Raw genomic sequence first — 15,610 nt, forward strand, 5'->3', positions numbered from 1 at the left:
AACTTCCTCCGTACGCGGAGCGCGTGCCCCGCCTCTCCCATTGTGCGTCTTGAGTCCAACGCGTGGACCACCTCTGTGGTTCCATTCGCGATGTATCTCAAAACAGGTCCGTAACGGCTTTCAGATCCTTGCGCAGCGCGTCCGGCCCAGGCCGGTGCGCCGGGAACCCCGACAGCAGGCGGAACAGCACCGGCGCCAGCGCGCCCGCCCTGGCCAGTGGGGCGCCGGGCGCGGGCGGATGGCCCTCGACGGCCGCGAACAGCGTGGCGCCCAGCGACCACAGGTCCGCCGCCGGGCCTGGTACGCGTTCTGGCGCCGTGTAGGCCGGGATCGTCGCCGGCATCACGGGTGCGTGCGACACCTGCGCGGGCACGGGCGTGGTGGCCAGCGTGGCCCGGCCGGCGGTGTCGATCAGGACGTTGCCCGGCTGTACGCCGCCGTGATGCGAGCCCCGGGCGTGCAGGTCGGCCAGCTGGTCGAGTACGGCCAGCCCGATCTCGGCCACCCGTGCGGGCGGCAGCGGCCCGGCCGTGGCGAGGATGTGCCCGAGCGTCTGCTCCACGGCCAGCCGGTCGAGCGTCGCGGCCACCACGTCGACCGGCGGCGGTCCCGCGGGCTCCAGCATGGCGCGGACCAGCCATCGGAAGGCGTCGGTGCTCTCCGCGGGGGCCCGCCCCGGCGGCCGGCCCTCGACGGCGAAGTGCAGCGTCGCGGCCATCGACCACATGTCGGCGGCCGGCCGCATGCCCAGTCCCGGCAGCCCGAACCCGGTGAGCACCGCCCGGCCCGTCGAGGTGAGCAGCACGTTGCCCGGATTGACCCGCCCGTGCACGATCCCCGTGTCATGAGCGGTCCGCAACGCCGACAGCAGGCACACGCCCACCCGGGCGGCCTGCTGCACGGGCAAGGGGTGCCGCGAGTCAACGGTCTGCTCCAGCGAGGTGCCGGAGACGAACTCCATCACCAGCCACGGCTCGCCGTCCTCCACCACCACGTCGAGAACCGGTACGACGGAGGCATGCCGGAGCCCGGCGGCCCGCCGCGCGTCCTGCAGCGCGGATCCGCGTAACTCGGCGGGCACGCGTAGCTCCCTGACCGCGACGTCACGATGTTCTACCTCGTCGAATGCCAGCCGTACGGAACCCGCGCCCAAAGGGTTCAGCAGCCGGTAGCGACCGGCGAGCTTCTTGGTCTCTCCCATCCCGAGGTGCACGATATCGCCACGTTCTATGGCAAAGCCATGGGCTAGGCGTTGGTTCCCGTCAGCCACTTTTCATGAGCGTCGTGAACCCTCCCGAACAGGGCTTCTTTCTCTTCTTGACTCACGTCGTCCAGGTGCAATCCGAACACGTCGGACAACGCGGAGTAGTAGTCGCGAGCCGTGTGGAGGGTGATGGAATGGGCGCCGTTGCCCACGCGCGACAGGACGAGCCCGCGGACGAGGTCCACGCCGGAAGCGTCTCGCCGGGCGATCGTCGCGACCCGCACGAAACCCGACTCCGGCGACGTCGACAGGTGATGATGCATCGCAGTAAAAGCTGATATGTCGGTTGGGGTGGGGTCGAAGTCCATGCCCGGGAACGAGCCGCTCGGGTCGTGGTCGAACCGCCAGCCTCCCGGCGCGACCTCGGACCGCCGCAGGCCGTACGAGAAAGGACCCTGCCGGTAGACCCCGGCGACCAGCGGGAGCGGCTCGTGCAGCGCGTCGCCCAGCCCCACGTCGGCCAGCCACTCGCCGCCCGGATTGTCGTCGGACGGCAGCCCGCGCACGGTGAGCACCAGGTGGTTGGCGGTGATGCCGGATGTGCCGCCGGGGGCCTGCACGCCGCCCACGTGCCTGGTCACGTCGTAGCCGAGCGTCATGAGCAGCAGGGAGAACGCGCCGTTCAGGTGGTAGCAGTAGCCGCCGCGGCCGCCGATGATCCGCCCCGCCGACTCGGTGGGCTCGACCGTGGTGGGACGGCCGAGCCAGATCTGCAGCGCCTCGTACGGCACCCGCTCGATGTGCGCGACGTGCAGCCGGCGCAGGTTCTCGGCCGTGGCCGGGGCGGTCAGCAGGTCGGGAAGCCCGAGGCGGCGCAGGTATCCGTCGGTGTTCACCGGCTCAGTCTGCACCGGATATGCACAGATTGGGGAGTGCCGTCTGCACAGCCCCCTTCTAGGCTTTCGTCCGTGGCAGAGCAGCGACGCATCCTCCTGGTCGAGGACGACGAGACCATCGCCTTGGCCGTACGGAACCGGCTGGCGGCCGAGGGGTTCGACGTCAGGGTGGCGGGGGACGGGGAGACGGCCCTGGTCGAGTACGGCAGGGCGGAGCCCGACCTGGTGATCCTGGACCGGCTGCTGCCGGGACTCGACGGGCTGGAGGTGTGCCGCCGGATGCAGGCCGCCCGGCCGGTGCCGGTGCTCATGCTGACCGCGCTCGGTGAGGAGACCGACGTGCTGGTCGGGCTCGGGGTGGGCGCGGACGACTACCTGGCCAAGCCGTTCAGCATGCGCGAGCTGGTGGCCAGGATCCACGCGCTGCTGCGCCGGGTCGAGCGGGCCCTCCAGCTCGCCTCCGAGGACACGGTGATCAGGGTGGGCGAGGTGGAGATCGACACGGCGGCCCGCCGGGTGTTCGTCCGCGGCGCCGAGGCGCAGCTCACCAGGACGGAGTTCGATCTGCTGCGCCGCCTGGCCGAGCGGCCCGGCCAGGTCTTCGAGCGCGACCGGCTGCTGTCGGACGTGTGGGGCTTCTCCGAGGCCGCCGCGACCAGGACCGTGGACAGCCACGTACGCGCGTTACGCCGCAAGCTCGGCTCCGGCGTCGTCCGCACGGTGCACGGCGTCGGCTACGCGCTGGTCCGCCGATGAGGCAGCCGCTCGACTTCCTCGGCCGCATCAAGGTCAAGCTCGGCCTGGTGATCGTGCTGGCCGTGGGCACCGCCTTCCTGGTCAACGAGGTCGGCATCAACTCCGGCCTCTCCCGGCCCGTCCGGATCGCGGTCGCGCTGGTCCTCGCCCTGATCATGGTGCAGGTGCTCGCCATGGGAATGACCAAGCCGCTGCGCCAGATGGCCAGGGCCGCCCAGACCATCGCCAAGGGCCGCTACACGCTGCGTGTCCGCGCCACCTCACGCGACGAGGTCGGGGAGCTGGCCAGGGCGTTCAACGCGATGGCGGCCGACCTCGGCGAGGTCGACCGGCAACGGCGCGAGCTCGTCGCGAACGTCAGCCACGAGCTGCGCACTCCCATCACCGGCCTGCGCGCCGTCCTGGAGAACGTCGTGGACGGCGTCTCCGCGGCCGACCCGGTCACGATGAAGACCGCGCTCGCCCAGACCGAACGGCTCGGCCGGCTCGTGGCGCAGCTGCTCGACCTGTCACGGCTCGACTCGGGCGTGCGCCTCATGGAACCGGAGGCGGTCGAGCTCGCACCGCTGCTGGAACAGGCCGTGCGCGAGGCCGCGCTGGCGCGGGAGGACGTCCGGCTCGCTCCGGCGGCCCCCGCCGACCTCGTCGTACGCGCCGACCCCGACCTGCTCGCCCAGGTCCTGGCGAACCTGCTCGATAACGCGGTACGCCACAGCCCGCCCGGCGGCTCGGTCACCGTGACGGGCGCGCCCGACGGCGACGGGGTCCGCATCACCATCGCCGACCAGGGGCCGGGGATCCCCACCTCGGCTCACGGGCGGGTGTTCGAGCGCTTCTCCCGGCTGGACGCGGGGCGGACGGCGGACGGCGGGGGTGCCGGGCTGGGGCTGGCGATCGTGAAGGAGATCGTCGAACTGCACGGCGGTTCGATCCGCATCGACGACTGCGCGGGGTGCCGCATGATCGTCGATCTACCAGGGAGGACCATCATGGCGGATACGCCATTAGAACCCGTTCCGGGGGCGGACGAAGGGGTGGCGCCCGTCGCGGCGGGTGATGCCTTACTCGAGGGCGGGGCGCCGGAGGCTCTTGTGGCGCCGGCCGTCGGTGTGGTCGAGCCGGGTCTGTCTGAGGTGACGGCCACGGGGGATGTGGAGGCCACGCCGGAGACCGAGACGGCGGGGCAGGCGGTGCTCGCGGCATCGTCGGCTCAGGAGCCGGAGTCGCCGCTGTCGTCGGGCCCACCGGTGTCGTCGGCCCCACCGGTCCCGTCGGCCCAGCCGGTTCCGTCGGCTTTGTCGGACTCGTTGGCACATCTGGTCGCGCTGGCTAAGCCGGTGGTCTCGGGTCAGCCGATGGTCTCGGGTCAGCCGGTCGCTCTGGCTCCGTCGGGGGGCTCGTGGGGGGCTTCGCCGTCGTCGGCGCGGGCGGCCAGGTCGGCGGTGCCGACGACGGTGCCGGTGTCCGCTGGGCGGCTCGCGCGGATGGCCGGGGGAGGAGTCATCGGGCTGCTGCTCGGGTTCCTGGCCGGGCTGTTCGCGGCCGTGTTCGTCAGTGTGGCGACGGGCAGTGACACGGCCGCGCTCATCACGCTCGTGCTGGTCACCGCGCTCATGGGGGCCGTCGGGGTGTCTCTGGGAGCGGGCACCGGGCGACGGGCTGCCGGTGCCCCGCCGTACCAGCCCGCTCAGGGTCGCCCACCGGGGCGGACGTACCAGGGGCAGGGGTCGCAAGGTCAGGCGTACCAGGGGCAGGGGTCGCAAGGTCAGGCGTACCAGGGGCAGGGGTCGCAAGGTCAGGCGTACCAGGGGCAGGGGCAGCCTGGTCCGCAGCTCTCCGGGCCGCAGGCGCACGGTCCGCAGGTGCACGGGCCGCAGTCGCCGCCCCCGCCGTACGTCCCGCCGCCGCTCTTCCCGCGCCCCGACCTGCCCGAGACGCCGCGCTGGCTGCTGCCGGCGGCGGCGGGGGCCGGCGTGTTCTCGGCCGTGGCGCTGCCGGACGCGCAGGTGGGGCTGGGCATCGTCCTGGTCACGATGGTGCTGGGCGCCGCGGCGCTGCCCGCGGTGCTGCGGCGGATCACGCCGTGGACGGTGCTGTTCGGCCTGACCGCCTACTGGCTGATCGCGATGGCCGCCGTACGGGACGCCGACTGGCTGGTCGGGATCCTGTTCATGGCCGGGTGCGGGCTGCTGGCGCTGGCCGTCTCCGGAGCGGGGTTCGGCTGGCTGGGCGTGATCAGGGGCGGCGTGTCGGTGCTGCTCGCGCTGGGGCCGGTGCCGTGGTTCCTGGCCAAGCCGCTGAAGCGGCTGACCGCCAAGCGGCGCATCCTGCCCATGGTCGCGGCGCTGGGCATCACGGCGGTGTTGCTGGTGGTGTTCGGCCTGCTGTTCGCCTCGGCCGACCCCGTGTTCGCCACCTACCTGGAGCGCCTGACCACGACCCCGGACTGGGCCGAGTCGGTGCCGCTGCGGATCTTCCTGTTCGTGGTCGGGGCCGTGCTGCTCGCCGCCGTGGTGCTGGTCGCGCTGCGGCCCGTGGTGGATCCGATCGGGCCCGAGGTCAAGTTCGGTGTGTCCAGGAGCATCTGGGTGGTGCCGCTGACCGCGGTGAATCTGCTGTTCGCGGCGTTCGTGGCGGTTCAGATCACTGTGCTGTTCGGCGGCGACTCCTGGGTGCTGAAGACCGCCGGCCTCACCTACGCCGAGTACGCCAGGCAGGGCTTCTTCCAGCTCGTCGTGGTCAGCGTGTTCGTGATGTGCATCGTCGCCGTCGTGGCCGGCCTGCTCCGGACCGAGCGGCGCGAACGCTGGCTGCTGGCCGGTCAGCTCGGCGTGCTCTGCGCCCTCACCATGGTGGTGCTGGCCTCCGCGCTGCACCGCATGGACCTCTACACCGAGGCGTACGGCCTGTCCCGGCTGCGCCTGTCGGTGCAGGCCACGGTCTGGTGGCTGGGCGCGCTGTTCGCCCTGGTCATCCTGGCGGGCGCGGCCCGGCTGGCCGGGCGCGGCTCCGGCTGGCTGCCCCGCACGATCGTGCTGGTCACCGGGCTCGGACTGGGCGCGTTCGCGATCGTCAACCCGGACTTCCAGGTGGCCCAGACGCAGGTGGCGGTACGCGGGCCGGCCAAGCTGGACGCGGACTACCTGGGCGACCTCGGCGCGGAAGCCGTACCGGCCCTGGACCGGCTCCCGGAGCCGCAACGCAGCTGCGTACTGACCGACGTGATCAAGGCCAACGGCCTGAACCAGCCGGACGCGTGGAACGGCTGGAACCTGGCCAGGTCGCAGGCCCGCGAACTGCTCGCCAAGCGCCCGGTCACCACCACGACCACGGGTTGCGACCGCCCGGTGTCCCGGATCTCCGACTGACGGCCGGTGGTCCTAGCAGTGGGGGTTGGCGGCCTTGTAACCGTGCTTGAAAGTCTTCGACTGGCCCTTGAAGTGCCTCTTCACACACCGGTGGAACCTGGCCGCGTCCGCGGCGCCTTGTCTCTTGCCCTGGTGCCTGCGCTTGGCGCTCCTGGATGTGCCGCCCCCGCCACAACCGGCGTGCTTCCGGCCCACCGCCCAGCCGACCTTGTAGCCGAGTCTGTAGTCCGGCTGGCCTGAAGCCGGGTGCTTACCTGGGCGGGAGGGCTGGCACCGTACGCCGTTGGCGTAGCCGTCGGAGTAGCCTTTCGGGCAGCCCTGGCCCTTGTCGTCGCACGGGTTCAGCCGTGTCGACAGGGCCGCCGTAGGGGCGGCCGGGGCCGCCGCGGTGAAGCCCTGAGGCAGGGCGAGGGCGGCGACCAGAGCCGATCCGAGGACGACGAGCGCGCCTCTTTCGATCATGACCTTCTCCGTCTCCGGCGAAGAGCACGGCCAGGTGTCCCGCCTCGAGCAACGAGCGTCTTGAGGTAATTCCCGCTCATATAGTGGACAAATAGCCATGTAGCGCATTAACCATCTCAAGCTTGATCAAAAGTGATCATGTTCTGTTTTGTCGGCCGTTCGAGTCGACGACAGCCGCCGGACGGGCCTCCCGGGTCGGACCGCAGCCGCGCGGTACCTGCTGGATCATGTTTAATCCTTGAGTGGCTTTCGATGTGATCATCAGCGGCGGACACCTGCTCGACGGGACGGGGGCGCCGCCGTACCGAGCCGACGTGGCGATCACCGGCGACCGGGTCGCCGCCGTGGGCCGCCTCGACGGCGCGGAGGCCGCCTCCGTCATCGACGCGAGCGGACGGTTCGTCGCACCGGGCTTCATCGACTGCCACGCCCACGGCGACGCGGCCGTCTTCGACCCCGCCGTACAGCTGGCCGCGCTTCGCCAGGGGGTGACCACGTTCGTCCTGGGACAGGATGGCCTGTCCTTCGCCCCCGGCTCCGCCGACGCCGTCGCCTACGCCGAACGCTACTTCGCGGCGGTGAACGGCCCCCTTGCGGGCGGCGTGCGTTCCGGCGGCGGGCTGACGGTCGCCGAGTTGCTCCAGGGGTACGACCGCGCGGTCGCGCTCAACACCGCCTACCTGATCCCGCACGGCACGATCCGCTACGACGTCATGGGCCCCTCCTCGGGCGCCCCCGCACGCGACGAGCTGACCCGCCTGCTCACCCACGTCGAACGCGGCCTGGCGGACGGCGCGGTCGGCCTGTCGAGCGGCCTGGAGTACCTGCCGGGCCGCTACGCCTCCGCGGCGGAACTGGCCGCCCTGTGCGCCCCCCTAGCGGGCTTGCCGTACGTCACCCACATGCGGGCCTACGGCGAGCGAGCCGACGTGGGCATGTCGGAGGTCGTCGAGATAGCCCAGCGGTCCGGTACGGCCGTGCACATCTCCCACCTGCACGGACCCGCGGACGTCCTGCTTCCCTTGGTGGAGCAGGCGCTGGCCGGGGGCGTGGACCTGACCTTCGACTCCTACCCCTACCTGCGTGGCAACACCATCCTGGCGATGGTCGTCCTGCCGCCCGAGGTCCCGGGCGCCGAGCCGGACCGCGCCCTGGAGATGCTGTCGTCCGGGGAGCTCGACGCCTGGTGGCCGGAGCTGGCGCGGACCTGGCCGCGCCTGACCATCTCCCACGCGCCCGGCCTGGAGTGGGCGGAGGGCCTGGGCATGGTCGAGGCGGCCGAGCGGGCGGGCCTGGCGCCGCACGAGTTCTGCCGCCGCCTGCTCATCGAGACGCGCCTGGAAGCGGGCTGCGTGACAGCCCGTCCCGACGAGGGGCCGGAGGGGGAGGAGTCGGTACGCCGCGTGCTGCGCCACCCTTCGCACACGGGCGGCTCGGACGGCATCTACGTGGGCGGCCACCCGCACCCGCGCGGCTTCGGCGCGTTCGCCCGCTTCCTGGGACGGCACGTGCGCGAGCTGGGCGACTGGACGTGGGGGGAGGCCGCCGTCCACCTGTCGTCGCACCCGGCGCGACGCTTCGGCCTGACGGACCGTGGCCTGCTCCGGCGTGGCTTCGCGGCCGACGTGGTGGTGTTCGATCCGGCGACGGTGACGGACCTGGCCACGTACGAGGCTCCGCGCACCCCGGCGAGGGGAGTGGACGACGTGCTCGTGTCGGGGGTGCCGGTGCTGGCGAACGGCGCCCTGACGGGCGAGACTCCAGGACGAGCACTGCGCCCGTAACCGGCCAGCGCCCCCTGGAGCCACGGACGGGGCCAAGAATGCGCACGTCACGGCGCCCAGCCACCTCCACCGGAGGAGCGTGTCCCTGGACGGGGCCCGGCCCTGTGCGGCGGGTGGGGCTCACCGGGCTTGCCGTACAAGATCATAAAAACATCGGCGCCCAGCCACCTCCACCCGGCCTGCCGTACAAGATCATAAAATAAACATGAGATAGGGTCAGGCGCGGACAAATGGGGGTGTTGTGCAGGGAATCCACGAACACAATCGGTCCGTCTTCGACGGTGCCACCCTCCCTCTGATGGTCGTGCACCGGGAGGCGCTGGAGCACAACATCGCGACCATGGCCGCCTTCGCCCGCGATCACGGCATGGAGCTGGCGCCGCACGCCAAGACGCACATGTCCCGAGAGATCGCCACCATGCAGCTCGAAGCGGGCGCCTGGGCGCTCACCGTGGCGACCGCGCGGCAGGCGATGGCGGCGCGGGAGTTCGGGGCGGCCAGGGTCATGGTGGCCAACCAGATGGTGGACCCGGCCGGGCTGGAGTGGGCGGCGACCGAGCTGGCCGCCGACCCGGGCTTCGACTTCCTGTCCTTCGTCGACTCGGTGGCCGGGGTGGACATCCTGGCCCGGCATGCCTCGTCGCGGCCGTTCAGCGTGCTGGTCGAGCTCGGGCATGAGGGCGGGCGAGCTGGGTGCCGCACGCTGGACCAGCTGCTGGAGGTGGCAGCGCATGTGCAGCGGACCGACGGGGTGGAGCTGGCGGGTGTCGCCGGGTACGAAGGGGCGCTGAAGACGGCGCCCGAGGTCCGGAAATATCTGTATCTGTTGCAGGATGCCGCCGAGCACATCCGTGTCAAGAATCCCATCCTGACCGTCGGCGGCAGCCAGTGGTTCGACGTGATCGGGCGCGAGCTCGTCACCACCCAGGCCAGGATCGTCCTGCGCGCCGGAGCGTACGTCACCCACGACGACGGCTACTACCGCGAGCGCACGCCGTTCAACCGCGTCCCCGGCGAGCTGCGGCCCGCGCTGGAGGTGTGGGCGCACGTGTTGTCCACGCCCGAGCCGGGCCTGGCGATCGTCGGCCTGGGCAAGCGCGACGCGCCGTACGACGAGGGCCTGCCCGTCCCCAGACGCGGCGGCGTCACGATCGTGAAGATGCAGGACCAGCACACGGTCGTCCGCGCCGACGGGCTCAAGCCGGGCGACCTGCTCGCCTTCGGCATCTCGCACCCGTGCACCGCCTTCGACAAGTGGCGCACGCTCCCGGTGGTCGACCGCGACTACAGGCGCGTCGGCACCATAAGCACCCATTTTGGCTGATAAATGCTGATGAATAGGGAGATGTTGTGAAGAAGGAATTGAGGACCACCGAGGGCGCGGCCCCGGTCGGCGCGTACTCCCAGGGTCTGGTCGTCGGCGACTTCGTCTACACCTCGGGCGCGGGGCCGCTCGACCCGCAGACCGGTGAGGTCGTCGGCGACGACGTGGCCGCCCAGACCCACCAGACCATGCGCAACCTCGGCGCCATTCTCGCCGCCCACGGCCTCGGCTTCGACGACGTGGTCAAGGCCACGGTTCACCTGCAGCATCTCAAGCGCGACTTCGCCGCCTACAACGAGGTGTACAAGTCGTACTTCAGCCAGCCGTACCCGGTCCGTACGACCGTCGGCTCGGACCTGCTGGACATCCTGGTGGAGATCGACTTCGTCGCGCACAAGAGCGCGTAAGGTCGGTCCGTGGACAGTTCGGTGTACGTCTTCGTCGAAGATCTACGCGGCGAGGGCGTCGAGCGGGTGCTCGACAGGATCAGCGGGTACGGCGTGGCGGGCGTGACCGTCGGCGCCGTACACCACGCATCCCGCGACGTCACCCCGCACGGACTGACCAGGCTCACACTCCGCCACGACGGCGCCCATTTCGTCCCGCCGGCCGACCTGTTCTCCGGTCTGCGGCTCAGGCCGACGGCCGGATACCAGAACGCGCTCGACGGCCTGCGCGAAGCCTGTTCGGAGCGGGGGCTGAAGCTCCACGGCTGGACTGTTTTCCTGCGCAATGCCACGATCGGCACCCAGCACCCAGATGTGACGGTACGCGACTGCTTCGGCGATCGCGGCTCGCTCACCGACCTGTGCCCGGCGCATCCCGATGTGCGGCAGTACGCCGTCGCGTTGGCGAGGGCGGTCGCCCGGCTCGGCGTCGACAGCGTCGTGGCCGAGTCGCTGCACTTCAGGCCGCTCAAGCCGCAGCGCTCCTTCGTACCGCTCGGGCCGATGGACGCCTACCTGTTCGGCCTGTGCTTCTGCGACTACTGCATGCGCCGGGCCACCGACCTGGGCGTCAACGCCGAGGTGGCCCGCGAGGAGTGCGCCAGGATCGTGGGCGGGGTGTTCGACGGCGACCCGCCCGCGCAGGGCGAGGTGACCCGGGCGGCGCTGACGGCGTACGCGGGTCCTGAGGTCGTCGCCTACGCCCGCGCCCGGTCGGAGACCGTCACCACGCTGGTCTCCGAGGTGGCCTCCGCCGTGGCGGACGAGGGCTCCAAGCTGGTGTTCATCGACTCCACCGGCGCCGTCAAGGGCTACACCGACGGGCTGCCCTCACCCGGCCTGGCCGCGCACGACGCCTGGCAGCTCGGCGTGGACCTGGTGGCGCTCGGCGACCTCGTGCCCGCGTTCGGCGTGCTCGCCTACGCGCGCGACGCCGCCCGGGTGGCCGACGACGTGGGCGCCTACCTGCGGTCGGTGGGCAAGGATCGGGAGGTACGCGCGGTGCTGCGGCCTGGTTACCCGGACAGCGACTCGGCTGATCGGTTGGTCGCGAAGGCGCGAGGGGCCAAGGCGGCGGGGGCGTTGGCGGTGGACTTTTACGCCTATGGGCTGATGTCGTACCCGGTGCTGGACCGCATCCCAGCCGCACTGGCCGAGGCCCTCTGACCGGCCGCATGGGCGGTCCGGATTTATCTCACTAAGACATGACACCACCGCCAAGCACCACGGACACCGCCTGGCTAGCGTAGTTGTCCCTTAGGGGATGACACCATCGAGCACCACGGATACCGCCTGGCTCGCGAAGGCGTCCGTGAGCGGCAACCCCCGGAACACCGCCCTGATCCACACCGCCCCGGCCAGCAGATCGACCACGAGCATCGGGTCAACCGACCGCTTCAGCTCCCCCCGCCGTACCGCACGCTCGAAGACTTGCCGCTCCCGCGCGAACCGGTCGGCGAAGAACTTCCGCGCGTCCAGCTCGGGATGGCGTACGGCGGCGCCGAGCGCGGCCACCGCGATGTCCCTGGCCGGCGGCTGGGTGAGCAGCCGGCGGATCCCCTCCACGAGCGCGACGAGATCGCCACGCAGGCTCCCGGTGTCCGGCGCCTCGAACTCCAGCGCCTCCGCCTCCACCAGCGCAGCCCCCAGCAGCGCGGCCTTGGACGGCCACCACCGGTAGATCGTCGTCTTGTTGACGCCGGACCGCTCGGCCACTCCCTCGACGGTCAGACCGTCATAGCCCTTCTCCGCGACCAGCAACAGCGTCGCATCGAAGATCTCCTGCTGCTTCCTCGGCGCCATGCGGTCATTTTCTCCCGGCGAACGCCGTGATCACGCCCAGCCCCAGGTACACCACCCCGCTGAAGAGCCGCAGCCCCCGGGCCCTCCTGACGAGGCGGCTGCCGAGCGCCCCGGCGGTGAACGCGTACACCAGGTCGGAAAGCACCCCCAGCACCAGCAGCGTGACACCGAACACCACGATCTGCAGCGCCGGCGACCCCGCCGACGGCTTCACGAACTGCGGCAGCAACGCCAGGAAGAACAGCGTGACCTTGGGGTTGAGCAGATTCACCACGACGCCTTCGAGGAACACCTTGCCGAGCGGCTGCGCCGGCCGCGGCACCTCGGACTCGGCCGGCTCCTTGCCGGTGAGCGCGCGTACCCCCAGATAGACGAGATAGGCGACTCCCGCCCACTTGACGATCCCGAACAGCGTCGCGGACCTCGTGATCAGGTACGAGAGCCCGGCCGCGGCCGCCGCGATGTGCACCAGCGTGCCGGTCTCCACACCGAACGCGCTGGCCAGCCCCGCCGCCCGGCCCTGGGAAAGGCCCCTGGCGGTGATGTAGAGGTGGTTCGGGCCGGGGATGAGCACCAGCGCGAGCGAGGCGCCCACGAAGAGCACGTACGTGGACCAAGGGATCATGAAATATAAGCGTAAAGCGGCTTTGGCCCGCTGTTGAGAGCCAATCGGGTACCCCGTTCCTGGACCAATCGGAATGTCGGCCAGGCGTGGCATAGTTGCTGCCGTGAAGGGTCTCCTGGTCGGGCGCGCGGCTGAGCTGGCGAGACTCGCGCTCGTGCTCCAATCCGCCGCCCATGGCACCGCCGAGGTGGCGCTCGTCGGCGGCGACGCCGGCATCGGCAAGACCCGGCTGGTGGCCGAGCTGGTCGCCGCGGCCCGCTCCGGTGGCTTCAACGTGCTGGTCGGACAGTGCGCCGAGCTCGGCGACACCCTGCCCTACCTCCCGCTCGCCGACGCCCTGCGCGGCGCCGAGCCCGCCGTCCGCGAGGCGGCCGCCGCCCATCCTTTGCTCGGCCAGCTGCTGCCGGGCGTGGAGAGCGCGCCTCCGGCCGGGCTCACGCAGCAGCGGCTGTTCGGCTCGCTGCTGGGGCTGCTGGCCGAGGTCCAGCCGGTGCTGTTCGTGATCGAGGACCTGCACTGGGCCGACCGCTCGACCCGTGACCTGCTGGTGTTCCTGAGCCGCATGGTGCAGAGCGAGCGCGTGTGCGTCGTCGGCACCTACCGCACCGACGACCTGCACCGCCGTCACCCCCTGCGGTCGGTGCTGGCCGAGCTGAAGCGCCTGCCCAGCGTCACCCACCTGGAGCTGGGCCCTCTCGACTCCGGCGAGATGTCCGACTACGTGGCGACCTTGGGTGAGGTGGACGCTCAGGAGCTCGGCGTGATCGTCACCCGGGCCGGCGGCAACCCGTTCTATGCCGAGGAACTGTTCGCCGCCATGGCAGAGGGCGACACCCTGCCCGACGGGCTGGCCAGCCTGCTGATGTCCCGGGTCGAGGTGCTGTCCGAGCCCGGCCAGCGCGTGCTGCGCGCCGCCGCGGTCGCCGGCCGCCGCGTCGAGGACGAGCTACTGCGCGAGGTCTCCGGGCTCCCGCTGGCCGACTTCGAGGAGGCCGTACGCGAGATCGTCTCGCGCGGCCTGCTCCGCGTCGACGGCTACGGCTACGCCTTCCGGCACGCCCTGCTGCAGGAAGCCGCCTACACCGACCTGCTGCCCGGCGAGCGCAGCAGACTGCACGCCGACTTCGCGCGCCTGCTCACCTCACCCGCCGAGCTCGCCCACCACCACCTGGCCGGCCACGACCTGGCGGGCGCCCTGGCCGCCTCGGCGCAGGCGGGCCGGCTGGCCGAGCGCCTGGGCGCGCCCGCAGAAGCCCACAGCCACTACGACCGGGCGCTGAGCCTGTGGGACCGAGTCCCCGACGCCGCCGAGCTCGCCGGTGAGGACCGGGCCGCGCTGGCCTTCCGCAGCGCGGTCATGGCGGCCGACAGCGGCGACAACCACCGCGCCGTCCAGCAACTGCGCGCCCTGCCTCCGACCTCCGAGGTCAACGAGCGGCTCGCCTACTACCTGGTCGAGCTCGACGACCAGGACGGCGCCATCGCCGCGGCCCAACGCGCCGTCGAAGCCGCCGCCGACCAGCCCACCCTCGCCCGAGCCCTGGCCACCCACGCCCGCACGATCACCTGGTCCGCCCGCCACATCGAAGCCGAGGACATCGCCCGCCGCGCCATCGAGACGGCCAGGGCCGCCGGCGCCCGCGACGCCGAAGCGGGCGCCCTGCTCACCCTGGCCCTGCACGCCGAACACGAAGGCGACATGACCCGGGCCCGCTCGCTCGCCCAGACCGCCTCCGCCGCGAACACCGGCCACCTGGCCATGGACCTCCGTGCCCGCTTCCACTACGCCCGCATCCTCTACGAGCAGGGTTCGCTCGTAGAGGCGGCCGAGATCGCCGACGCGGGCATCCAGCTGGCGGTCGAAACCGGCCTCAACTGGAGCACCTACGGCACCGACCTGCGCTTCCTCCGCTTCCTGATCCACTACGTGGCCGGCGAATGGGACGAAGCCGAAGCCACCGCCGCCGGCTTCGGCGCCCGCGTCGGCACGCTGCCAGAAGCAGTCCTGTCATCGTTCGCCCTGTTCGTAGAGGTCGCCCGCGGCCTGCCAGCCGTCGAAGGCCGCCTCAACTGGCTACGCCCGTTCTGGTCCGACCTCCTCGTCGCCTACATGTCCCGAGGCATGGCCGCCGAGCACGCCCTCTGGTGCGGCGAGCCCGCCCTCGCCCTGGAACACGTAGAAGCCGCCATGGCCACCCTCGAACCCGGCGAAACAGGCACCCTGCGCGTCGCCGCCATCGGCCTATGGGCCCTAGCCGACCTGGGCCAGGTGGAGGGCGCCGACGACCTCCTCAACCGCGTCCGCTTCGCCGTAGAAAGCGGCCCAGTGGGCGACCGCGGCCCGATGGGCCCAGAAGGCCAAGCCTGGGCGCTGCGAGCGGAGGCCGAATGGCACCGCGTCCACGGCCGCCTCGACGTCGAGCTGTGGCGCCGTGTGGTGGCGGCATTCGACTTCGGCTTCGTCTATGAGGCGGCCCGCGCCCGCTGGCGCCTGGCGGAGGCCTTGCTGGCAGCAGGCGCCCGTACAGAAGCCCAGGCGGAGTGGGACCTGGCCCGCGAGGCAGCCGGCAAACTCCGCGCCACACCGTTGGAGACCGCACTGAGCGACTTCGCCCGCCGAGCCCGCTTCACCACCGGCGGCGGCGGCCATGGCGACGGCGGCCTGACGGCACGGGAGACCGAGGTGCTGCGACTGGTGGCGGAGGGGTTGACCAACCGAGAGATCGCGGAACGGCTGTTCATCGCGCAGAAGACGGTGAGCGTGCACGTGTCCAACATCTTGGGCAAGCTGGAGGTCTCTACACGTACACAGGCGGCGGCAGAGGCTCGGACTCGCGCACTGCTGTAGCCCCGACGTCCTTCGCGCGCTGCTCTTGCTCTATGCCCCCGCGCCCCTGCACTTGAGCCTGTGGCCCCGCGCTGGTCGCGGGGCCACTGACACC

12 protein-coding genes are annotated in these 15,610 nt (G+C 71.5%); 7 read left to right on the forward strand and 5 right to left on the reverse strand.

Annotated elements, in window-relative coordinates; genetic code table 11:
- Positions 1-97: 97 nt before the first annotated feature.
- Entirely contained in the window at positions 98-1,201 is a 1,104-nt protein-coding gene (locus AB0B61_RS00140) for a protein kinase (RefSeq protein WP_358425488.1), read from the reverse strand.
- A gap of 44 nt (positions 1,202-1,245) precedes the next feature.
- Positions 1,246-2,100 carry an arylamine N-acetyltransferase gene (locus tag AB0B61_RS00145; RefSeq protein ID WP_358425491.1) on the reverse strand — a complete coding sequence of 285 codons (855 nt, stop codon included), beginning with the start codon at positions 2,098-2,100 and terminating at the stop codon, positions 1,246-1,248.
- Positions 2,101-2,172: 72 nt separating this feature from the next.
- Between AB0B61_RS00145 and AB0B61_RS00150 the strand changes: the two genes are divergently transcribed.
- Positions 2,173-2,856, forward strand: coding sequence for a response regulator transcription factor (locus AB0B61_RS00150; protein ID WP_358425494.1), 684 nt, complete (start codon positions 2,173-2,175; stop codon positions 2,854-2,856).
- A complete protein-coding gene (locus AB0B61_RS00155; protein WP_358425497.1) occupies positions 2,853-6,224 on the forward strand; it encodes a DUF4153 domain-containing protein in 3,372 nt (1,123 codons plus the stop codon). The genes AB0B61_RS00150 and AB0B61_RS00155 overlap by 4 nt, the downstream gene beginning before the upstream one ends.
- A gap of 12 nt (positions 6,225-6,236) precedes the next feature.
- Here AB0B61_RS00155 and AB0B61_RS00160 read toward each other — a convergent pair whose 3' ends face one another.
- Entirely contained in the window at positions 6,237-6,686 is a 450-nt protein-coding gene (locus AB0B61_RS00160) for a hypothetical protein (RefSeq protein ID WP_358425500.1), read from the reverse strand.
- A 242-nt stretch (positions 6,687-6,928) separates the two neighbouring features.
- On the opposite strand from AB0B61_RS00160, the gene AB0B61_RS00165 reads away from it, so the two are divergent.
- The 4 genes from AB0B61_RS00165 to AB0B61_RS00180 all read left to right on the forward strand — a co-directional run bounded on the left by AB0B61_RS00165 (position 6,929) and on the right by AB0B61_RS00180 (position 11,407).
- Entirely contained in the window at positions 6,929-8,470 is a 1,542-nt protein-coding gene (locus tag AB0B61_RS00165) for an amidohydrolase family protein (protein WP_358425503.1), read from the forward strand.
- A 298-nt stretch (positions 8,471-8,768) separates the two neighbouring features.
- Entirely contained in the window at positions 8,769-9,794 is a 1,026-nt protein-coding gene (locus tag AB0B61_RS00170) for an alanine racemase (protein ID WP_358425506.1), read from the forward strand.
- 26 nt (positions 9,795-9,820) lie between these two features.
- Positions 9,821-10,201 carry a Rid family detoxifying hydrolase gene (locus AB0B61_RS00175; protein WP_358425509.1) on the forward strand — a complete coding sequence of 127 codons (381 nt, stop codon included), beginning with the start codon at positions 9,821-9,823 and terminating at the stop codon, positions 10,199-10,201.
- 9 nt (positions 10,202-10,210) lie between these two features.
- On the forward strand, positions 10,211-11,407 hold the full coding sequence (locus AB0B61_RS00180) for a hypothetical protein (RefSeq protein WP_358425512.1): 1,197 nt from the start codon (positions 10,211-10,213) through the stop codon (positions 11,405-11,407).
- Positions 11,408-11,497: 90 nt separating this feature from the next.
- Here AB0B61_RS00180 and AB0B61_RS00185 read toward each other — a convergent pair whose 3' ends face one another.
- Entirely contained in the window at positions 11,498-12,043 is a 546-nt protein-coding gene (locus tag AB0B61_RS00185; RefSeq protein ID WP_358425515.1) for a TetR/AcrR family transcriptional regulator, read from the reverse strand.
- Between the two features lie 4 nt (positions 12,044-12,047).
- Positions 12,048-12,668, reverse strand: coding sequence for a LysE family translocator (locus AB0B61_RS00190; RefSeq protein ID WP_358425518.1), 621 nt, complete (start codon positions 12,666-12,668; stop codon positions 12,048-12,050).
- Positions 12,669-12,771: 103 nt separating this feature from the next.
- On the opposite strand from AB0B61_RS00190, the gene AB0B61_RS00195 reads away from it, so the two are divergent.
- On the forward strand, positions 12,772-15,516 hold the full coding sequence (locus AB0B61_RS00195) for an AAA family ATPase (protein ID WP_358425521.1): 2,745 nt from the start codon (positions 12,772-12,774) through the stop codon (positions 15,514-15,516).
- Positions 15,517-15,610 lie beyond the last annotated feature (94 nt).

It is taken from the genome of Nonomuraea sp. NPDC049158, assembly GCF_040648335.1.
In the GTDB taxonomy this organism is placed as follows: domain Bacteria; phylum Actinomycetota; class Actinomycetes; order Streptosporangiales; family Streptosporangiaceae; genus Nonomuraea.